This window comes from Yoonia sp. KMU-150, from assembly GCF_056858355.1.
In genome coordinates this window covers 843,791-861,169 of sequence record NZ_JBXEQF010000001.1, presented here as the reverse complement: position 1 = coordinate 861,169, position 17,379 = coordinate 843,791, and the positions used below count along the sequence as shown (strand labels likewise).

General features: G+C 59.4%; 25 protein-coding genes. 3 read left to right on the top strand and 22 right to left on the bottom strand.

From position 1 onward, the window contains the following. Positions 1-6: 6 nt before the first annotated feature. From rplF to rpmC, 8 genes are all read right to left on the bottom strand, one after another. A complete protein-coding gene (gene rplF / locus AC04PH_RS04085; RefSeq protein WP_483064465.1) occupies positions 7-540 on the bottom strand; it encodes a 50S ribosomal protein L6 in 534 nt (177 codons plus the stop codon). A 10-nt stretch (positions 541-550) separates the two neighbouring features. Next, entirely contained in the window at positions 551-943 is a 393-nt protein-coding gene (gene rpsH, locus AC04PH_RS04080; protein ID WP_483064464.1) for a 30S ribosomal protein S8, read from the bottom strand. Between the two features lie 12 nt (positions 944-955). Further along, the gene (gene rpsN, locus AC04PH_RS04075; RefSeq protein ID WP_339932874.1) at positions 956-1,261 is read right to left on the bottom strand and encodes a 30S ribosomal protein S14; all 306 of its coding nucleotides are present in this window, start codon (positions 1,259-1,261) and stop codon (positions 956-958) included. Positions 1,262-1,278: 17 nt separating this feature from the next. Then, positions 1,279-1,842, bottom strand: a complete 564-nt coding sequence (rplE, locus tag AC04PH_RS04070) for a 50S ribosomal protein L5 (protein ID WP_483064463.1) — start codon at positions 1,840-1,842, stop codon at positions 1,279-1,281. Beyond that, a complete protein-coding gene (gene rplX / locus AC04PH_RS04065; RefSeq protein ID WP_483064462.1) occupies positions 1,842-2,147 on the bottom strand; it encodes a 50S ribosomal protein L24 in 306 nt (101 codons plus the stop codon). Before rplX ends, rplE begins: the two co-directional genes overlap by 1 nt. Continuing rightward, entirely contained in the window at positions 2,148-2,516 is a 369-nt protein-coding gene (rplN, locus tag AC04PH_RS04060) for a 50S ribosomal protein L14 (RefSeq protein ID WP_483064461.1), read from the bottom strand. 81 nt (positions 2,517-2,597) lie between these two features. Then, the gene (gene rpsQ, locus AC04PH_RS04055; RefSeq protein WP_483064460.1) at positions 2,598-2,828 is read right to left on the bottom strand and encodes a 30S ribosomal protein S17; all 231 of its coding nucleotides are present in this window, start codon (positions 2,826-2,828) and stop codon (positions 2,598-2,600) included. After that, positions 2,828-3,037 carry a 50S ribosomal protein L29 gene (gene rpmC, locus AC04PH_RS04050; RefSeq protein WP_483064459.1) on the bottom strand — a complete coding sequence of 70 codons (210 nt, stop codon included), beginning with the start codon at positions 3,035-3,037 and terminating at the stop codon, positions 2,828-2,830. Before rpmC ends, rpsQ begins: the two co-directional genes overlap by 1 nt. Before the next feature lie 212 nt (positions 3,038-3,249). On the opposite strand from rpmC, the gene AC04PH_RS04045 reads away from it, so the two are divergent. Genes AC04PH_RS04045 through AC04PH_RS04035 form a run of 3 tightly spaced genes read left to right on the top strand, consistent with a single transcriptional unit; the run spans position 3,250 to position 5,005 of the window. Next, on the top strand, positions 3,250-3,675 hold the full coding sequence (locus tag AC04PH_RS04045) for a hypothetical protein (protein ID WP_483064458.1): 426 nt from the start codon (positions 3,250-3,252) through the stop codon (positions 3,673-3,675). Positions 3,676-3,696: 21 nt separating this feature from the next. Beyond that, entirely contained in the window at positions 3,697-4,353 is a 657-nt protein-coding gene (locus AC04PH_RS04040; RefSeq protein WP_483064457.1) for a hypothetical protein, read from the top strand. A 31-nt stretch (positions 4,354-4,384) separates the two neighbouring features. Then, positions 4,385-5,005, top strand: a complete 621-nt coding sequence (locus AC04PH_RS04035) for a TIGR02466 family protein (RefSeq protein WP_483064456.1) — start codon at positions 4,385-4,387, stop codon at positions 5,003-5,005. Between the two features lie 395 nt (positions 5,006-5,400). Here AC04PH_RS04035 and rplP read toward each other — a convergent pair whose 3' ends face one another. From rplP to fusA, 14 genes are all read right to left on the bottom strand, one after another. After that, on the bottom strand, positions 5,401-5,814 hold the full coding sequence (gene rplP, locus AC04PH_RS04030; protein ID WP_483064455.1) for a 50S ribosomal protein L16: 414 nt from the start codon (positions 5,812-5,814) through the stop codon (positions 5,401-5,403). A gap of 12 nt (positions 5,815-5,826) precedes the next feature. Next, complete coding sequence (gene rpsC, locus AC04PH_RS04025) at positions 5,827-6,528, bottom strand: 30S ribosomal protein S3 (protein ID WP_483064454.1); 702 nt, start codon at positions 6,526-6,528, stop codon at positions 5,827-5,829. Next, positions 6,528-6,908 carry a 50S ribosomal protein L22 gene (gene rplV, locus AC04PH_RS04020; RefSeq protein ID WP_483064453.1) on the bottom strand — a complete coding sequence of 127 codons (381 nt, stop codon included), beginning with the start codon at positions 6,906-6,908 and terminating at the stop codon, positions 6,528-6,530. The genes rpsC and rplV overlap by 1 nt, the downstream gene beginning before the upstream one ends. Before the next feature lie 3 nt (positions 6,909-6,911). Beyond that, positions 6,912-7,190, bottom strand: a complete 279-nt coding sequence (gene rpsS / locus AC04PH_RS04015) for a 30S ribosomal protein S19 (protein WP_339932844.1) — start codon at positions 7,188-7,190, stop codon at positions 6,912-6,914. Positions 7,191-7,193: 3 nt separating this feature from the next. Further along, the gene (gene rplB / locus AC04PH_RS04010) at positions 7,194-8,036 is read right to left on the bottom strand and encodes a 50S ribosomal protein L2 (protein ID WP_483064452.1); all 843 of its coding nucleotides are present in this window, start codon (positions 8,034-8,036) and stop codon (positions 7,194-7,196) included. A gap of 199 nt (positions 8,037-8,235) precedes the next feature. Further along, positions 8,236-9,810, bottom strand: coding sequence for a GmrSD restriction endonuclease domain-containing protein (locus AC04PH_RS04005; protein ID WP_483064451.1), 1,575 nt, complete (start codon positions 9,808-9,810; stop codon positions 8,236-8,238). 97 nt (positions 9,811-9,907) lie between these two features. Further along, entirely contained in the window at positions 9,908-10,204 is a 297-nt protein-coding gene (locus tag AC04PH_RS04000) for a 50S ribosomal protein L23 (protein ID WP_483064450.1), read from the bottom strand. After that, positions 10,201-10,821 (bottom strand): 50S ribosomal protein L4, encoded by a 621-nt coding sequence (gene rplD, locus AC04PH_RS03995; RefSeq protein ID WP_483064449.1) that lies wholly within the window; start codon positions 10,819-10,821, stop codon positions 10,201-10,203. The genes AC04PH_RS04000 and rplD overlap by 4 nt, the downstream gene beginning before the upstream one ends. Further along, complete coding sequence (gene rplC, locus AC04PH_RS03990) at positions 10,811-11,656, bottom strand: 50S ribosomal protein L3 (protein ID WP_483064448.1); 846 nt, start codon at positions 11,654-11,656, stop codon at positions 10,811-10,813. Before rplC ends, rplD begins: the two co-directional genes overlap by 11 nt. A 14-nt stretch (positions 11,657-11,670) precedes the next feature. Next, positions 11,671-11,991: a 30S ribosomal protein S10 gene (gene rpsJ, locus AC04PH_RS03985; protein ID WP_483064447.1), complete on the bottom strand. Its 321-nt coding sequence runs from the start codon at positions 11,989-11,991 to the stop codon at positions 11,671-11,673. A 204-nt stretch (positions 11,992-12,195) separates the two neighbouring features. Continuing rightward, positions 12,196-13,104, bottom strand: coding sequence for a nickel/cobalt transporter (locus tag AC04PH_RS03980; RefSeq protein WP_483064446.1), 909 nt, complete (start codon positions 13,102-13,104; stop codon positions 12,196-12,198). Further along, positions 13,092-13,742 carry a DUF1007 family protein gene (locus tag AC04PH_RS03975; protein ID WP_483064445.1) on the bottom strand — a complete coding sequence of 217 codons (651 nt, stop codon included), beginning with the start codon at positions 13,740-13,742 and terminating at the stop codon, positions 13,092-13,094. The genes AC04PH_RS03980 and AC04PH_RS03975 overlap by 13 nt, the downstream gene beginning before the upstream one ends. A gap of 236 nt (positions 13,743-13,978) precedes the next feature. Beyond that, positions 13,979-15,154, bottom strand: coding sequence for an elongation factor Tu (gene tuf, locus AC04PH_RS03970; RefSeq protein ID WP_483064424.1), 1,176 nt, complete (start codon positions 15,152-15,154; stop codon positions 13,979-13,981). Between the two features lie 89 nt (positions 15,155-15,243). Next, positions 15,244-17,367, bottom strand: coding sequence for an elongation factor G (gene fusA, locus AC04PH_RS03965; RefSeq protein WP_483064444.1), 2,124 nt, complete (start codon positions 17,365-17,367; stop codon positions 15,244-15,246). Positions 17,368-17,379: the final 12 nt, after the last annotated feature.

The window sequence follows — 17,379 nt, the reverse complement described above, 5'->3', positions numbered from 1 at the left end:
CGTTCCTTACTTCTTCTTGCCTTCCTTGCGGAAGATGAATTCGCCCTTGTACTTGATACCCTTGCCTTTGTACGGCTCGGGCTTGCGCCATTCGCGGATGTTCGCCGCGACCTGGCCCACAAGCTGCTGGTCGATCCCTTCCACGACGATCTCGGTCTGCTTGGGAGCAGTCACCGTCACGCCTTCGGGCACTTCGAAATTGACGTCATGGCTGTAGCCCAGCGACAGTTTCAGGACATTGCCCTGCATCTGTGCGCGGTAACCCACACCGGAAATCTCCAGCTCTTTCTTGAAGCCGTTGGAGACGCCTTCGGCGAGGTTGGCGACCATCGTGCGGGACATGCCCCACTGCTGACGGGCGCGCTTGGATTTGCCGCGTGGCTCCACCGAGACGGACTGGCCGTCGACGGTGATCGTCACATCGTCTGTCGCCTTGAAGCTGCGGGTGCCCTTGGGACCCTTCACTTCGACGGTCTGACCGGAGACGGATGCCGAAACACCGTCGGGCAGGTCGATCGCTTTCTTACCAATACGAGACATTGCGCTCTCCTTAGAATACGGTGCAGAGCACTTCGCCGCCGACGTTGGCGGCCCGTGCGTTTGCGTCCGACATCACACCCTTGGGGGTGGAGACAATCGACACACCCAGGCCCTGACGGACGGACGGGAGGTCATCGGCGCCCATGTAAACGCGACGACCGGGCTTGGAGACCCGCTTCACTTCGCGAATGACGGGAGTGCCTTCGTAATATTTCAGTTCGATGCGCAGGGCGGGGTGACCATCCTTGCCGTCGATCTTTTCGTAGCCGCGGATGTAGCCTTCGTCGGCCAGCACATCCAGCACCCAGGCGCGCAGCTTGGAGGCAGGTGATTCCACCGTCGCCTTGCCGCGCATCTGGTTGTTGCGGATACGTGTGAGCATATCACCGATAGGATCGTTCATATCATATGCTCCTTACCAGCTCGATTTGACCATGCCGGGGATTTCGCCATTGGAACCGAGGTCCCGCAGCGCGATCCGGCTGATCTTGAGTTTACGGTAATAGGCGTGTGGACGCCCGGTCAGCTGACACCGGTTGTGCAGACGCACAGCCGACGAGTTGCGCGGCAGTTTCGCCAGTTCAAGGGTCGCCTTGAACCGCTCTTCCACGGGCTTCTCTTTGTCGTTGATGATCGCCTTCAGGGCTGCACGCTTTTCGGCATACTGCGCCACCAGCTTTTCACGCTTCACTTCGCGTGCGATCATGGATTTCTTAGCCATTTCCAGTTCCTTCCCGCTCAGCTGTTGAAAGGCATGTTGAAGTGCTTCAACAGGCTCTTTGCTTCAGCGTCGGTTGCTGCAGTGGTGCAGATAACGATGTCCATTCCCCAGTTCTCGTCGATCTTGTCGAAGTTGATCTCGGGGAAGATCAGGTGTTCCTTGATGCCGGTGGCATAGTTGCCGCGGCCGTCGAAGGATTTGCCGGACACGCCGCGGAAGTCGCGGATACGTGGCATGGCGACCGTGATCAGACGATCGAGGAATTCATACATGCGGTCGCCGCGCAGCGTGACTTTGGCGCCCAGCGGCATGTCTTCGCGGACGCGGAAACCGGCGATGGATTTCTTGGCCGTCGTCGTCATGGCCTTCTGGCCGGCGATGGTGGTCAGGTCTTCCTGCGCCGTCTTCGCCTTCTTGCTGTCGCGGACAGCTTCTGCGCCGCAGCCGATGTTCAGGACGATCTTGTCCAGACGCGGGATCTGCATGTCGTTCTTGTAGCCGAACTCTTCCTTCATCTTTGCGCGGATGGTGTCCACGAAAAGCGTGCGAAGGCGCGGGGTGTAGTTTGCTGTATCGAGCATCAGATCGCATCCCCTGTTGTCTTGGCGAAACGCACCTTGTTGTCGCCATCCATGCGGAAGCCGACGCGGGTTGCCTTACCGTTTGCATCGACAATCGCCAGGTTGGAAAGCTGGATCGGCATCGCCTTGGGTGTGCGGCCACCTTGGCTGTTTTGCGATTGCTTGGTGTGGCGGATCGCCATGTTCACACCGTCGACCACGGCCTTGCCGGCTTTGGGGTCGATGGAGGTGATGGTGCCCTTGGCGCCCTTGTCCTTGCCGGCAAGAACGACGACGCTGTCACCTTTTTTCAGCTTGGCGGCCATTTACAGCACCTCCGGAGCGAGCGAGATGATTTTCATAAAGTTCTTGGCCCGCAACTCGCGCACAACCGGCCCGAAGATACGGGTGCCGACAGGCTCGTTGTTGTTGTTCAGGATCACGGCCGCGTTGCAGTCGAAACGGATCGCGGTGCCGTCGTCACGGCGAACTTCCTTGGACGTGCGGACGACGACGGCCTTGCGGACGTCACCCTTCTTCACACGACCGCGTGGAATGGCTTCCTTCACCGATACGACGATAATGTCACCGACACTCGCGTAACGACGGTGGGAACCACCCAGAACCTTGATGCACTGAACACGGCGCGCGCCGCTGTTGTCAGCAACATCCAGGTTGGTCTGCATCTGGATCATTTGGTTTCCTTCCGACCTATGGGGTCTGTCCCGATTTCCGACCGGGGCCCCAGGGTTTCGTTGTGGCTGGTGGTGGCCGTCCTAGGAGGCGATCACTTCCCAGCGTTTGGTTTTCGATTTCGGTGCACATTCCTGGATACGGACCTGGTCACCGACGTTGAAAGCGTTGTTTTCGTCGTGCGCGCGGTACTTCTTGGATTTCCGCACGGTCTTGGACAGCAGCGGGTGCTTGAAGCGACGCTCGACCGACACGGTGACGGTCTGGGCGTTCTGGTTGCTTGTCACAACCCCGGAGAGGATACGCTTTGGCATTAGTTGGACTCCCCTGCGGCAGCGGCTGCTTTTTCGTTCAGAATGGTTTTCACGCGCGCGGCGTTGCGGCGGGCGGCGCGGATGGCGGATGTGTTTTCCATCTGGCCTGTCGCCTGCTGGAAGCGCAAGTTGAACGATTCTTTTTTCAGATTGGTCAGATCGTCACGGAGCTGGTCCGGCGTCTTGTCGCGTAACTCGTTGGCGTTCATGCCATATTTCCTTTGTTTCAGACACTGGGAGGCCGCATGGATGCGTGACCCCTGATCCAGTGGATGGAGGTGAAGTGCGCCGTATAGGGGGGAAGTGGTTGGGTGGCAAGGGGTTGCGACACGCGCGACCGGAATACTAGTGTTGTCCGGCAATAGCACCTTTTCAGCACTGCACCTGTGGTGCCCGAATTTGAAACAGAGAACCGATTTCGATGGCGAACCGTTCTGCAGTTATCGAGAACCTAAACTGGTTCACCGAAAAGGTATCGAACCGGATCTGGACCATCTCGCTGGGCGTCATCGCGACATGCCTGACCTTCGTTCTGGAAGGCGCGTCACTTGACGAGGCAGCCTTCCTTTCGCCCATTCAGGTTGCCCCGCCACTGATCCTGTCGCTGACGGCACTCGGGTTCGACCTGGCCCAGTATGTCTGCGGTGCGGCGCAAAGTTCCCGCACGCTCGCCAAGATGGAGGCCCAAAAGGTCGACAAACTGCCATACGATCGCAACGCAGTGTTGTTTCGGGTGCAGAAGGCTGCGTTCACCATGAAAGTCATGTTGTGCATCATGGCGACGACATGGCTGATTACCCTTGTCGCGATCAAGACGTTCAAGACCGCATCGTTTTCGCTTTTCTGACCGTTGGGAGGTCTTTCACCCATGCATTTTTCATCGCACCCCATTACCTGTTACCTGCTGGCCTGCCTTGTCGCAGGCGGTCCGGGCGCAGCCCAGACCGACGACGAAATCGACGGAACCGACTGGGCAGGGCCGCGGATCGTCGCGCCGGAAACGATGGGGCAGCAACCGAAATCGGATTCCGCCGATACGGAGCTGACTGCCTATCTTGATGGATCCGACGCACAGCAGTTGGCGTCGGCATTGGCCACGCCGGGAACAGACGCGTACGCAGCGGCGCTTTCCGCGACACTCACATCGAACGACCCGGCCTTGTTCGCACTTGGTCTGCAGGTATTGTCCAGCGGTGCCGGCGTGTTGGCATTTTCCAGTCAGCCCGGCGATCAAGACGACACGGCCGGTGATGATATCCCCGCGGCGTTCTCGGTGGCGATCCCCGAACTGATGAAAGACTGTCGCTTCAGTCAGGCGATCACGACGGGGCTGTCGACCGAACAATCGGTCTATTGTGAAAACGCGGGCGGGTATCTTGCCATCGGGTCGGAACGGGTGACGATCGTCAGCGGCACCGGGGACAATCCGTTGCGGCTGGAAGCGGTCAGCGGTACGCGCCATGTATTTCAGGTTACCAAGGGCGATTTGCATTTTCTTGCGGAACTTGCGAACTGGCCACTCTGACGACCACTTGGACAGGAAGGTCCCCGCATTCATGCCAAAGATCACGTCGCTTTTCACCACCCCGCTCTACCGCGCACCGCTTTCGGCGCATGGCAAGCCCATCGACCCGGACGAGCTGGCGCGGTCCTGCGACGTGATCGCGAATGACGACGAGGCCGGGCAGGAGTGGTGCGAGGCGCATGATTTTCCGGGGTATACGTCCTATGCGTCGCTGACCGATCTGCCGTGGCGGTTTCCGATCTTCAAGGACCTCAAGAAGGTGCTGGACAAGCACGTGAAGGCCTTTGCCAAGGAATTGCACTTCGATCTGGGTGACAGGAAGCTCAAGCTGGAGGATCTGTGGATCAACATCCTGCCCGAGGGCGGCATCCACACGGCGCATATCCACCCCCACGCGGTGATCTCCGGCACGACCTACGTCGCGATGCCAGCAGATACGAGCGCCATCAAGTTCGAGGACCCGCGCCTCGCCATGATGATGGCCGCCCCGCCCCGTCGGAAAGATGCGCCGGAGCATTTACGGCAGTTCGTGTATGTGAAGCCGGAGGTCGGCGACGTGCTGCTCTGGGAAAGCTGGCTGCGGCACGAGGTGCCGATGAATATGTCGGAGGACGAACGGGTGTCGGTGAGTTTCAACTATCGGTGGGGGTGAGTTATGGACCAACAACTTATTGAAATGATTGAGCGTAATGCGCAAGGCTTACAGCTTGGACAGCGAGTAACCGCTAGGCAGCTAGCCGGAAATTTGTGGCCTAATGATACACGTGCAAAATCGGACACTGGCGTTGCGGTTCGCGCTCAGGTAGCGGCTGGTAAATTTCCGATGCTACGTGATCTCGGCGTAGATAGCCGGAACAATGTAAGGTATGAACGAATTTAGCTATCAACCACTTCTCAACTCTGTTCCTCTTAATTGACCGATATAAATATGAAAGCCCCGCTGATCGTTCAGCGGGGCTTTCATGTTCTGACTTGGTGCGCTCTCATCGTTTTCTCAAGAGAAAGCGACTGCCTCCGCCTCGGTGCCTCGCTCAAGCGAGACCCCGTTTACCAATCTTCGCGCACCACGGTCCGGGTCTTGATGGGCAGCTTCATCGCGGCAAGGCGCAGGGCCTCGCGGGCGATGGGTTCGGCGACGCCGTCGATTTCGAACATCATGCGGCCGGGCTTGACCTTGCAAGCCCAGAAGTCGATCGAGCCCTTACCCTTACCCATACGCACTTCGACGGGTTTGGAGGTCACGGGGGTGTCCGGGAAGATACGGATCCAGACGCGGCCCTGACGCTTCATGTGACGCGTCATGGCACGGCGTGCGGCTTCGATCTGGCGCGCGGTGATGCGCTCCGGCTCGACCGCCTTCAGGCCGTAGGTGCCAAAGTTCAGGTCGGACCCGCCCTTTGCTTCACCCTTGATGCGGCCCTTGTGCAGCTTGCGGTGTTTTGTACGCTTTGGCTGTAGCATTTACATTGCCTCCTAGCGACGCGGGCCGCGAGGGACAGCGCCCTCTTGCAGCTCGGCATGTTTGCGGTCGTGCGCGGATGGATCGTGCTCCATGATCTCGCCTTTGTAGATCCAGACCTTGATCCCGATGATGCCGTAGGGCGTCATCGCTTCGTAGAGCGCATAGTCGATGTCGGCCCGCAGGGTGTGCAAAGGCACGCGGCCTTCACGGTACCATTCGGTCCGCGCAATCTCGGCACCGCCAAGACGACCGGCGAGGTTCACCCGGATACCCAGGGCACCCATCCGCATCGAGTTCTGCACCGCACGTTTCATCGCGCGACGGAACGAAACACGACGTTCCAGCTGCTGACCGATGCTTTCGGCGACCAGCATGGCGTCCAGCTCCGGCTTACGGACCTCGACGATGTTGAGGTGCAGTTCGGACTTGGTCAGCTGCGCGAGTTTCTGGCGCAGGCTTTCGATGTCCGCACCCTTCTTGCCGATGATGACACCGGGGCGGGCGGCGTGGATCGTGACGCGGCACTTCTTGTGCGGACGCTCGATGATCACGCGGCTGATGCCGGACTGCTTGCACTCTTCCTTGATGAAGGCCTTGATCTTGAGGTCTTCGAGCAGAAGGTCGCCGTAGTCCTTGGTATCGGCATACCAGCGGCTGTCCCAGGTGCGGTTGACCTGCAGACGCATACCGACGGGATTGACTTTGTTACCCATTACGCTTGCTCCTCAACTTGACGCACGACGATCGTGATTTCCGAGAACGGCTTGATGATCTTGCCGAAACGGCCGCGGGCCCGGGGGCGTCCGCGCTTCATGATCAGGTTCTTGCCGACATAGGCTTCGGCGACGACCAGTTCATCGACGTCAAGGTTGTGGTTGTTCTCGGCGTTGGCGATGGCCGACTGAAGGCATTTCTTCACGTCGTCCGAAATCCGCTTTTTGGAGAAAGTCAGGTCCGTCAGGGCCTTTTCGACTTTCTTGCCGCGGATCAGGCCAGCAACGAGGTTCAGTTTCTGTGGCGAAGTCCGCAACATGCGCAGTTTTGCACGTGCTTCGTTGTCGGCCACACGGCGGGGATTGGTATCCTTGCTCATGGCTTACTTCCGCTTCGCTTTTTTGTCTGCGGCGTGACCGTAATAGGTGCGGGTCGGGGAATATTCACCGAACTTCTGACCGATCATGTCTTCCGAGATGTTGACGGGGATATGCTTCTTGCCGTTGTACACACCGAAGGTGAGACCAACGAACTGAGGCAGAATGGTGGAACGACGCGACCAGATCTTGATCACTTCGTTGCGGCCGCTTTCGCGCGATGCTTCTGCCTTTTTCAAGACATAGCTGTCGACGAACGGACCTTTCCAGACGGAACGTGCCATGAATTACCGGCCCTTCTTCTTGGCGTGACGCGAACGGACGATAAGCCGCTGCGACGCTTTGTTCTTGTTGCGGGTACGTTTACCCTTGGTGTCCTTGCCCCATGGGGTCACGGGTGTCCGGCCACCGGATGTGCGGCCTTCACCACCACCGTGCGGGTGGTCGATCGGGTTCATCGCGACACCGCGGACCGAAGGACGGATGCCCTTGTGGCGGGTGCGGCCGGCCTTGCCGAAGTTCTGGTTCGAGTGGTCGGCGTTGGACACGGCACCGACGGTGGCCATGCATTCCTGACGCACCAGACGCAGCTCGCCCGAGGACAAGCGAATCTGGGCGTAGCCGCCATCACGACCGACGAACTGGGCGTAGGTGCCCGCGGCGCGTGCGATCTGGCCGCCCTTGCCTGCCTTCAGCTCGATGTTGTGAACGATCGTTCCGATGGGCATGCCGGAGAACGGCATCGCGTTGCCTGGCTTGATGTCGGCCTTGGCGGAGGCCACGACCTTGTCACCGACAGCGAGGCGCTGGGGGGCGAGGATGTAATTCTGTGTGCCGTCTTCGTACTGGATCAGCGCGATGAAGGCGGTGCGGTTCGGGTCATATTCGATCCGGGCGACGACAGCGGACATATCCAGCTTGTTGCGCTTGAAATCGACGATGCGATAGAGACGCTTTGCGCCCCCGCCGATACGACGCGAGGTGATCCGTCCGGTGTTGTTCCGGCCGCCCGATTTCGTCAGACCCTGGGTGAGGGATTTGACGGGACGTCCTTTCCAAAGCTCCGAACGGTCGATCAGCACCAGCCCACGCTGGCCCGGCGTCGTCGGTTTGTACGACTTGAGTGCCATGTTAGCTTCTTCCGTTTGCTTGGCGGACCGCAGGCATGTGCCCCGATCCTGATGTGAGAGGCCCCCGTAGGTGCCCGGTTAGGTGTCGGATTTGTGGGGGCGAGGCCCCACGATCCCGACAAAACACACAGCCCCGGACGAATCCGAGGCTGGGTGGTTGGGGGCGTATAGCTTGGAGGGTGTGGGGTGGCAAGGGGGGCTAAACATCACTACCCGCAAGTTTCTTAGCTAAGTCCGAGAGCCTATTCGCACGTTCGTCAGCAAATTCTTCAAAACTGAGCTCTCTATCCGAGAATTTACAAAGCGCCTGCTTCAAATACTTTTTTCGGTTATCTTCAGAAATGTCAGTGAAGTAGACTTCCGGCGCCTTCGCTTTTATTGAATTATTATCACTTCGCGTCAAGAAGCAGAAGTTTGCCAGACAATTAATATCTCTGGGCTCAAATCCTAGATCCTCAAGATGCTTTCGTGGGAAAATATGATGAAACTCATGCTTGCTGCCCTTTTTCAGAACTTTTGCAGTATCGATCTTTGCCCCGCTCAGAAACGAGTGAGGTGACCTTCCTGCTAACATCAAGATGAGTGCCCTAGAATTAGCATTACCGGTAGAGAATCGGGCCTTCCGAAAGTCTATTTTTAACTCAAAGCTGGAAAACTTAAAATTATGGGTTTCATCATCTCGGAGTGCCCGCATTTCTCTTATGTCGCTTGCCTGTCTCGCAGATACATCCGAAGAAAATCTCCTCGTAAAAATGGATCTCCAAAACCACTCAACTAATTTTGACTTCTGTTTGTCGCTATAATTTACACCATCCTTTTTGTTTGTGGCAAAAAACGTACTGAGTGGAACTAAGATACCTGGAAATGGCAGCATCTTGAAATTTGTTACCGAAAGTTCTCTTTTGAGAAAATCAATAGCCCCCAAAATTCCTGCTTCGATTTCAAGAAACCTTGCTCGGATATCATCACCTTGAAGGTCCAGAATTTTGCTGGGTGATGTTTCACCGGTGATAACAGCGGCACAGGTCCTTAGTTGCAGGTCTCTTTCAGTGGTCAATTCTTCAAAACCGTGCTCCGAAATCTTATCTTGTAGCTCCCTAAATTTTTCAATTAGGTCAAAATCATCTGACCAACTCCATGCAGCAAGCAACTCGAATAAATCAAGTTCGGTTCCCGCCCTATTAATGCGTTCAAAAACGATAGCGACTTGGTTTCTATCCTGAGTCTCGAAAGTCTGGTTCTGAATGCGATACTCTTTAAAAATTGATTGCACACGATCAACCATTTCTAGCTTCTCATCAGCTAGATCTTTTGTGGCAACACGATATGCTACAGTATCAAAAAATGTCTTAACTGGAAAATGCCTTGCAAGATCAGCTTCCTCAGTATCCAGAGCGAAAAACGAGGTGTCTTGAGGATTATTCTGAGCCTCAAGATCGAAGTATATGTCGGCCCAGTCATTATCAGTAGGTTCTAATTCAGTTTGAAAAACGCTAAATAGACTAGTGAGGCGCTGCTGCCCATCGAGTACATAGTTTACTGGATAATCTCTTTTGGGCTCAGGCAACTCGAACGAGCCTAGCTTTTTTTCGGTGTTAAGCCTGTTGTCTGTTTGCCAGAACACGATCGTGCCGATCGGGAAGTTCTTGTATATACTATCAATGAGAAATGCGACTTGCTCAGGTTCCCACACAAAATCCCTCTGAAATGCAGGAATTCGAATATCGCCTGACGCAACCCGATCAACTAATGCACGTATCGTCAAGTCTGCCATCGTTTACCCTCAAATTGTTTCTCGCAGCATAGCAAGTGATAGAAAAAGAAAAACCCCGCGCAAGGCGGGGTCTTCCTGTTTCTCAACTTAGGGACAGTTACAGACCCGTGCTCACGTCAATCGTGTTGCCTTCGATCAGCGTCACATAGGCCTTCTTCACGTCCTTGCGGGTGCCCAGGGACCCACGGAAGCGCTTGACCTTGCCTTTGGTGATCGACGTGTTCACGGCCTTCACCTTGACTCCGAAAAGCGCCTCGACCGCTTCCTTGATCATCGGCTTGTTCGCGTCGATCGCCACTTCGAAGACGACGGCGTTGTTTTCGGACGCGGTCGTCGCTTTCTCGGTGATGATCGGTTTGCGGATCACGTCGTAATGTTCTGCTTTCGCGCTCATGACAGACGAGCCTCCAGTGCTTCAAGACCAGCCTTCGTGATGACGAGCGTGTCACTGCGAAGGATGTCGTAGACGTTGGCGCCCTGCGAGGGCAGCACGTCCAGGGTTGCGATGTTGCGGGCGGCGCGCATGAAATCCGCGTTCACTTCCGCACCGTCGATGATCAGGGCACGCTTCCAGCCCAGCGATCCGACCTGCTTGGCCAGTGCCGATGTCTTGGCGTCCTTCACGTCGATGCTGTCGATGACGACAAGCTCTCCGGCCGCTTTCTTGGCGGACAGGGCGTGCTTGAGGCCCAGCTTGCGGAACTTCTTGGTCAGCTCGTGACCGTGGCTGCGGGGCGTCGGACCCTTGTAGATACCACCCGAGCGGAAGATCGGCGCGCCGCGCGAGCCGTGGCGTGCGCCGCCGGTGCCCTTCTGGCGATAGATCTTCTTGGTCGAGTAGGACACTTCGGAACGGCCCAGCGTGGAGTGCGTGCCCTGCTGCGCGTTGTTGCGCTGCCAGCGAACGACACGGTGCAGGATGTCCTGCCGTGGCTCCAGCCCGAAGATCGCATCGTTCAGGTCGACGGAACCGGCGGACTTGCCATCCAGTTTGATTGCATCAGCTTTCATTGTTCTCGCCTCCTTCGGATGCGTCATCTTTGGCTTCTTCAGCCTCGGCAGCTTCCAGTGCGGCCTGTTCCGCCTCGGCGGCGGCCTTTGCGGCGGCTTCCTCTTCAGCGGCGGCAGCGGCGGCGGCTTCCTCGGCCAGACGCTTGGCTTTTTCATCCAGCGACTTCAGGCCGGCGGGATACATCACGTTCTCGGGCGTCGGCTTTTTCACCGCGTCCTTGACCGTGACCCAGCCACCCTTGGCACCGGGAACTGCACCCTTGACCATGATCAAGCCACGGTCGGCGTCGGTTCGCACGACCTGCAGGTTCTGCGTGGTGACACGGGCGGCACCCATGTGACCGGCCATCTTCTTGCCCTTGAACACCTTGCCGGGGTCCTGACACTGGCCGGTGGAGCCGTGCGAACGGTGGCTGATCGACACACCGTGCGTGGCGCGCAGACCGCCGAAGTTGTGACGCTTCATCGCGCCCGCGAAACCCTTACCGATGGAGGTGCCGGCGACGTCGACGAACTGACCCTCGAAGTAATGGTTGGCGGTGATTTCCTCGCCCACGCCGATCATGTTCTCTTCGGCGACGCGGAATTCGGCGACCTTGCGCTTTGGCTCGACCGATGCAGCGGCAAAGTGGCCGCGCATGGCCTTGGACACGCGCTTGACCTTGGCGTTGCCCGCACCCAGCTGGACAGCGACGTAGCCGTCCTTTTCAAGGGTGCGCTGTGCGACGACCTGCAGATTTTCAAGCGACAGAACGGTGACGGGGACTTGCTTGCCGTCTTCCATGAACAGACGGGTCATGCCCATCTTCTTTGCGACAATACCGGTACGCAACATATCTGATGCCTCCCTTACGCTTGCAGCTTGATTTCGACGTCCACGCCAGCGGCCAGGTCGAGCTTCATCAGCGCGTCCACGGTCTGGGGGGTCGGATCAACGATGTCGAGCAGACGCTTGTGCGTGCGGATCTCGAACTGGTCACGGGATTTCTTGTCGATGTGCGGGCCACGCAGAACGGTGAACTTCTCGATCTTGTTGGGAAGCGGGATCGGGCCACGAACGGACGCCCCTGTACGCTTTGCGGTGGAAACGATTTCCTGTGTGCTTGCATCAAGCACCCGGTAATCAAACGCCTTGAGGCGGATACGGATGTTTTGGCTTTGTGCGGCCATGTGCATCACCCTTACTCTGAGGGCCGAGATCGGAGAGGAAGACCCACGCTCATCGCGGGCCCTCGTCGCGTCTTTTGGTCCAACTGAAAGAGGGCACGCTTGCGGCGCACCCTCGCTGGATAGCGGGCGTATAGGGATTCGCGCTGCCGGACGCAAGCCGTTTATCGGTCATTTCCAGCGTTTTCCGGGCGCTGACTGTGCGGGTCAGAGCACCCGCAGCAGCAGTTGCAGCGCCAGCAGCAGGATGACGGCACCCGCCAGCACCTCGACCCCGACCAGCAACACCGCGGTGCCGCGAGCAGAGGCCGCCTGCGCCAGCGTGCTTTCGCGCGCGGTGACGGCGGCAAGGGCCACCAGCCCGGTAAATGCGGCCGTGCCCAGACCCATGACCAAGACACCGACGATGCCGATCCAGTAAATCCCGAGCGCGTAGGTGAGGATCAGCAGGAACACCGCCCCGGTGCATGGACGGATGGCGATGGCGGCGATGACGGCCACCGCATCGCGCCACGTGCGGACCGCTTCGGCCTGTTCCGGCGTGGGGGCGTGGGCGTGCCCGCAATCGGCGCACACGGCGGATGGGCCGACGTGGCTGTGGTCATGCTGCGGCACCGGTCGGCGCAGACGCCAGGCCTTGCGCAACCCGCGCAGCAGCAGCCACAACCCGACCCCGGCGATCAATGCGTAGCTAAGCGGCGCAAGCGTGCGGTCGGCGACGGCGGTCAGTTGCTCGCGCCCCCAACCGAGCAGCGTCAGCGCGATGCTGACGAAGATGATCGCGGTCACGGCCTGTGCCAGCGACGACAGCACCGCCAGCCCAGCGAGACGGCGCACGGGCACACGCACGCCAAGGCCGTAGCCGCCGATGACCAGTTTGCCATGTCCCGGCCCGGCGGCATGCACGAAGCCATAGGTCAGGCAGAGCAGCCAGAGTCCGGTCATCGCTCCCGGCTCACCCGCACGGAGCGCGCGCAGGGTGGCCGCCATGGCGTTCTGCACGTCGCGCTGTGTGGTCGCGGCCCAGCGGCTGACGATATCGGAGCCGCCAAAGCCCCAAAGCCATAGGGCGAAGGCCGCCAGCATGGCCAGCAGCGCGCCCGCTATGATGCGCATGTGACGGTGATGGTTTCGGCGAAGGCGACGCCGACCTCGGGGAAATCCTCTTCCGGGCCGACGTCGGATGCGGGACGGCCGTAAAGAAGTTCATCGACAAGCGAATAGGCCGCGTTCAGATCGGGCGGAATGACGGTTGCAGTGCAATCGTCGCGTCCCGTGATACGGACCGGACCGTTCAACGTGTAGGACACGTAATAGAACGGATCGTAGACCTGGATCGTCAGCGGCGCACCGGGGTCGGGTAGCGCCGTGATCGGGCGGACATGCGCCTCCTGCACGATACCGTCGGTATAGGTGACGCTGTAATCGGTGCGTCCGGCAAGCGCGACCGGGCGACCGTTCTGGGTGACCTCCAGATCGCCGCCGAAATCGGCAGGCCAGTCGGCGACGGCGGCGGTAAGCGTCGCTTCTTCCGCAGCGGTCAGTTGCAGGTCGCCGTCCATGTCCACGCCCAGATCGCTCGTCAGCATGAGCGAAAAGAAGTCATCGTAGCGCCAGTCGAGCTGAATGCCCGCCGGTCTATCGCCTTCGAAGATCACAGTGACGTCGACGCCCACAAAAAGATGCGGGTGCGCCGTGGCGGGGGTTAGCGGGATCAGGCAGGCGATGGCGGTGAAGATGGGTGTCGTGCGCATGGCGGGAACTTAATGCGGGCGAATGACGGCGACAAGTAAGGGTGCGGGGGAATTGTGCTGGCGGGCGGAATGCTGCGGGGGGCGGGTACTGTTTCGGAAACCGGGGCAGATGGGCGTCGGGGAATTGAGGGCGGACTTTTGGTGATCGCCTGACGGCGCAGACGGCCGGTCGCGCCAACGGAAAAAGGCCGCCCGTTTGCGGGGCGGCCTTTGGTGTTGCGCTGCGGTGTGCGGCGTTACTCGGTGATTTTCGACACTACGCCGGCGCCGACGGTGCGGCCGCCTTCGCGGATGGCGAAGCGCAGGCCGTCTTCCATGGCGATCGGTGCGATCAGCTCCACGTTGAACTTCAGGTTGTCGCCGGGCATCACCATCTCGGTGCCCTCGGGCAGCTGCACCGTGCCGGTCACGTCCGTCGTGCGGAAGTAGAACTGCGGGCGGTAGTTGGCGAAGAACGGCGTGTGACGGCCACCCTCTTCCTTGGTCAGGATATAGGCCTCGGCCTCGAACTTCGTGTGCGGCTTCACCGAGCCGGGCTTGCACAGCACCTGGCCACGCTCCACCCCGTCACGATCCACGCCGCGCAGCAGCGCACCGATGTTGTCGCCCGCCTCACCGCGGTCCAGCAGCTTGCGGAACATTTCCACGCCCGTGCAGGTCGTCTTCTTGGTGTCGCGGATGCCGACGATCTCGATCTCGTCGCCCACGTTGATCACGCCACGCTCCACACGACCGGTCACGACCGTACCGCGGCCGGAGATCGAGAACACGTCCTCGACCGGCATCAGGAACGGCAGGTCCACCGCACGCGCAGGCGTCGGGATGTAGGTGTCCACGGCTTCCATCAGCGCGCGGATCGACTTCTCGCCGATCTCCTCGTCGCGGCCTTCCATCGCGGCCAGGGCCGAGCCGGGGATGACGGGGATGTCGTCGCCGGGATACTCGTAGGAGGACAGCAGCTCGCGGATTTCCATTTCCACCAGTTCCAGCAGCTCTTCGTCGTCGACCTGATCGACCTTGTTCATGTAGACGACCATGTAGGGGATGCCCACCTGGCGGCCCAGCAGGATGTGCTCGCGCGTCTGCGGCATCGGGCCGTCGGCGGCGTTCACCACCAGGATCGCGCCGTCCATCTGGGCGGCACCGGTGATCATGTTCTTGACGTAGTCGGCGTGGCCGGGGCAGTCGACGTGCGCGTAGTGGCGTGTGTCGGTCTCGTATTCCACGTGCGCGGTCGAGATCGTGATGCCGCGGGCCTTCTCCTCGGGCGCGCCGTCGATCTGGTCATAGGCCTGGAAATCGCCGAAATACTTCGTGATCGCCGCCGTCAGCGTCGTCTTGCCGTGATCGACGTGACCGATCGTCCCGATGTTAACGTGCGGTTTGGTCCGTTCAAACTTTGCCTTAGCCATAATGGCCTCCTTGCATTTCTGGTGTCTGGCGGGGCGGTGCCCTGCCTTGCGTTCGTGTCGGTCGGGCGGGGATCACCCCGCCCTGCCGGTTATGCGTATTTCGCCTGGATCTCTTCTGAGATGTTGCTTGGCACCGGATCGTAGTGGTCGAACTGCATCGAGAACTGCGCACGGCCCGAGGACATGGAGCGCAGCGTGTTGATGTAGCCGAACATATTGGCCAGCGGCACCATGGCGTCGATCACGATGGCGTTGCCGCGTGTGTCCTGACCCTGCACCATGCCCCGACGCGATGTCAGGTCACCGATGATGCCACCGGTATATTCCTCCGGCGTCACGACCTCGACCTTCATGATCGGTTCGAGCAGCTTCGCACCGGCCTTGCGCATGCCTTCACGCATACACATCCGGGCCGCGATTTCGAACGCGAGGATCGAGGAATCCACGTCGTGGAACTTGCCGTCCAGCAGCTCGACCTTGAAGTCGATCACCGGAAAGCCCGCGAGCGGACCGGAGTCCATCACCGACTTGATGCCTTTTTCGACACCGGGGATGTATTCCTTCGGCACGGCACCGCCGACGATCTTGCTTTCGAACGAATAGCCTTCGCCCGGCTCTGTCGGCATGATGTTCAGCTTCACCTCGCCGAACTGACCCGACCCACCGGACTGCTTCTTGTGGGTATAGGTGTGCTCGACAGCGTGACCGATGGTTTCGCGGTAGGCCACCTGCGGCGCACCGATGTTGGCCTCGACCTTGAACTCGCGCTTCATGCGGTCGACGAGGATGTCGAGGTGCAATTCGCCCATGCCTTTCATGATGGTCTGGCCCGATTCGATATCGGTCTCGACACGGAACGACGGGTCCTCGGCTGCAAGACGCTGCAACGCGATGCCCATCTTTTCCTGGTCACCCTTGGTCTTCGGCTCGACCGCGATTTCGATCACCGGATCGGGGAACGTCATCGTTTCGAGCACGACAGGGTCCTGTGGATCACAGATCGTGTCGCCGGTCGTGGTGTTCTTGAGACCGCCGAGCGCGATGATATCGCCAGCGAACGCTTCGGTGATTTCCTCGCGGTTGTTGGAGTGCATCATCATCATGCGGCCCACGCGCTCTTTGTTCCCCTTGGTGGAGTTGAGCATCGTGTCGCCCTTTGCCAGCTTCCCCGAGTAGATGCGGGTGAAGGTCAGCGAGCCCACGAAGGGGTCGTTCATGATTTTGAACGCAAGACCGGCAAACGCCATGTTGTCATCGGCACGGCGCGGGATGTCGCGGGTTTCGGTTTCGTCACCCGGCTTGAAGCCCATGTAGTCGACCACGTCCAGCGGGCTGGGCAGATAGTCGATCACGGCGTTCAGCAGCGGCTGCACACCCTTGTTCTTGAACGCGGAGCCACCCAGAACGGGCACGAATGCCATGGCCAGCGTGCCCTTGCGCAGCAGTTTGCGCAGGGTGTCCACGTCAGGCTCGTTGCCTTCGAGGTATTCCATCATGGCGTCGTCGTCCATTTCGACGGCCGCCTCGACCATTTTGCCGCGCCATTCGTCGGCCATATCCTTGAGGCTGTCACGGATCGGCTTTTTCACCCAGGACGCGCCCAGGTCTTCGCCTTCCCAGACCCATTCTTCCATGGTGACCAAGTCGATCAGGCCTTCCAGCTCTGTCTCTGCGCCGATCGGGATACCCACGGGCACGGCTTTCGCACCGGTGCGGTCCTCGATCATGCGAACGCAGTTGAAGAAGTCGGCGCCGATCTTGTCCATCTTGTTGACGAACACCATGCGCGGCACCTTGTAGCGGTCAGCCTGACGCCACACGGTTTCGGTCTGCGGTTCTACCCCGGCGTTGGCGTCGAGCACGCAGACGGCACCGTCGAGCACGGCAAGCGAACGCTCGACCTCGATGGTAAAGTCGACGTGGCCGGGTGTGTCGATGATGTTCATCCGGTACTTGGTGTCGGACGTGCCGTCGGCGGTGGGCTCTTCCTGGCGCTGCCAGAACGTGGTGGTCGCTGCAGAGGTGATCGTGATGCCACGCTCCTGCTCCTGCTCCATCCAGTCCATGGTGGCGGCACCGTCGTGCACTTCGCCGATGTTGTGAGACTTGCCCGTATAGAACAGGATACGCTCCGAACAGGTGGTCTTGCCTGCGTCGATATGCGCCATGATCCCGAAGTTACGGTAGCGGTCGAGTGGGTAGTCGCGTGCCATTTTGTGTGGCTC

Coding starts and splice junctions, on each gene's coding strand:
- AC04PH_RS04000 (WP_483064450.1), bottom strand. CDS start 10,204: ATGAGCGCGAAAGCAGAACATTACGACGTGATCCGCAAACCGATCATC.
- AC04PH_RS04035 (WP_483064456.1), top strand. CDS start 4,385: ATGCCAAAGATCACGTCGCTTTTCACCACCCCGCTCTACCGCGCACCG.
- rpsH (WP_483064464.1), bottom strand. CDS start 943: ATGAACGATCCTATCGGTGATATGCTCACACGTATCCGCAACAACCAG.
- rplC (WP_483064448.1), bottom strand. CDS start 11,656: ATGTTGCGTACCGGTATTGTCGCAAAGAAGATGGGCATGACCCGTCTG.
- rplX (WP_483064462.1), bottom strand. CDS start 2,147: ATGGCCGCCAAGCTGAAAAAAGGTGACAGCGTCGTCGTTCTTGCCGGC.
- rplN (WP_483064461.1), bottom strand. CDS start 2,516: ATGATCCAGATGCAGACCAACCTGGATGTTGCTGACAACAGCGGCGCG.
- tuf (WP_483064424.1), bottom strand. CDS start 15,154: ATGGCTAAGGCAAAGTTTGAACGGACCAAACCGCACGTTAACATCGGG.
- rpsS (WP_339932844.1), bottom strand. CDS start 7,190: ATGGCACGTTCCGTCTGGAAAGGTCCGTTCGTCGACAGCTATGTCTTG.
- AC04PH_RS04005 (WP_483064451.1), bottom strand. CDS start 9,810: ATGGCAGACTTGACGATACGTGCATTAGTTGATCGGGTTGCGTCAGGC.
- rplE (WP_483064463.1), bottom strand. CDS start 1,842: ATGCTCGATACAGCAAACTACACCCCGCGCCTTCGCACGCTTTTCGTG.
- rpmC (WP_483064459.1), bottom strand. CDS start 3,037: ATGAACGCCAACGAGTTACGCGACAAGACGCCGGACCAGCTCCGTGAC.
- rpsJ (WP_483064447.1), bottom strand. CDS start 11,991: ATGGCCGCACAAAGCCAAAACATCCGTATCCGCCTCAAGGCGTTTGAT.
- rplV (WP_483064453.1), bottom strand. CDS start 6,908: ATGAGCAAGGATACCAATCCCCGCCGTGTGGCCGACAACGAAGCACGT.
- rplF (WP_483064465.1), bottom strand. CDS start 540: ATGTCTCGTATTGGTAAGAAAGCGATCGACCTGCCCGACGGTGTTTCG.
- AC04PH_RS03975 (WP_483064445.1), bottom strand. CDS start 13,742: ATGCGCACGACACCCATCTTCACCGCCATCGCCTGCCTGATCCCGCTA.
- rpsC (WP_483064454.1), bottom strand. CDS start 6,528: ATGGGTAACAAAGTCAATCCCGTCGGTATGCGTCTGCAGGTCAACCGC.
- rpsN (WP_339932874.1), bottom strand. CDS start 1,261: ATGGCTAAGAAATCCATGATCGCACGCGAAGTGAAGCGTGAAAAGCTG.
- AC04PH_RS04040 (WP_483064457.1), top strand. CDS start 3,697: ATGCATTTTTCATCGCACCCCATTACCTGTTACCTGCTGGCCTGCCTT.
- rplP (WP_483064455.1), bottom strand. CDS start 5,814: ATGCTACAGCCAAAGCGTACAAAACACCGCAAGCTGCACAAGGGCCGC.
- rpsQ (WP_483064460.1), bottom strand. CDS start 2,828: ATGCCAAAGCGTATCCTCTCCGGGGTTGTGACAAGCAACCAGAACGCC.
- AC04PH_RS03980 (WP_483064446.1), bottom strand. CDS start 13,104: ATGCGCATCATAGCGGGCGCGCTGCTGGCCATGCTGGCGGCCTTCGCC.
- fusA (WP_483064444.1), bottom strand. CDS start 17,367: ATGGCACGCGACTACCCACTCGACCGCTACCGTAACTTCGGGATCATG.
- rplD (WP_483064449.1), bottom strand. CDS start 10,821: ATGAAAGCTGATGCAATCAAACTGGATGGCAAGTCCGCCGGTTCCGTC.
- rplB (WP_483064452.1), bottom strand. CDS start 8,036: ATGGCACTCAAGTCGTACAAACCGACGACGCCGGGCCAGCGTGGGCTG.
- AC04PH_RS04045 (WP_483064458.1), top strand. CDS start 3,250: ATGGCGAACCGTTCTGCAGTTATCGAGAACCTAAACTGGTTCACCGAA.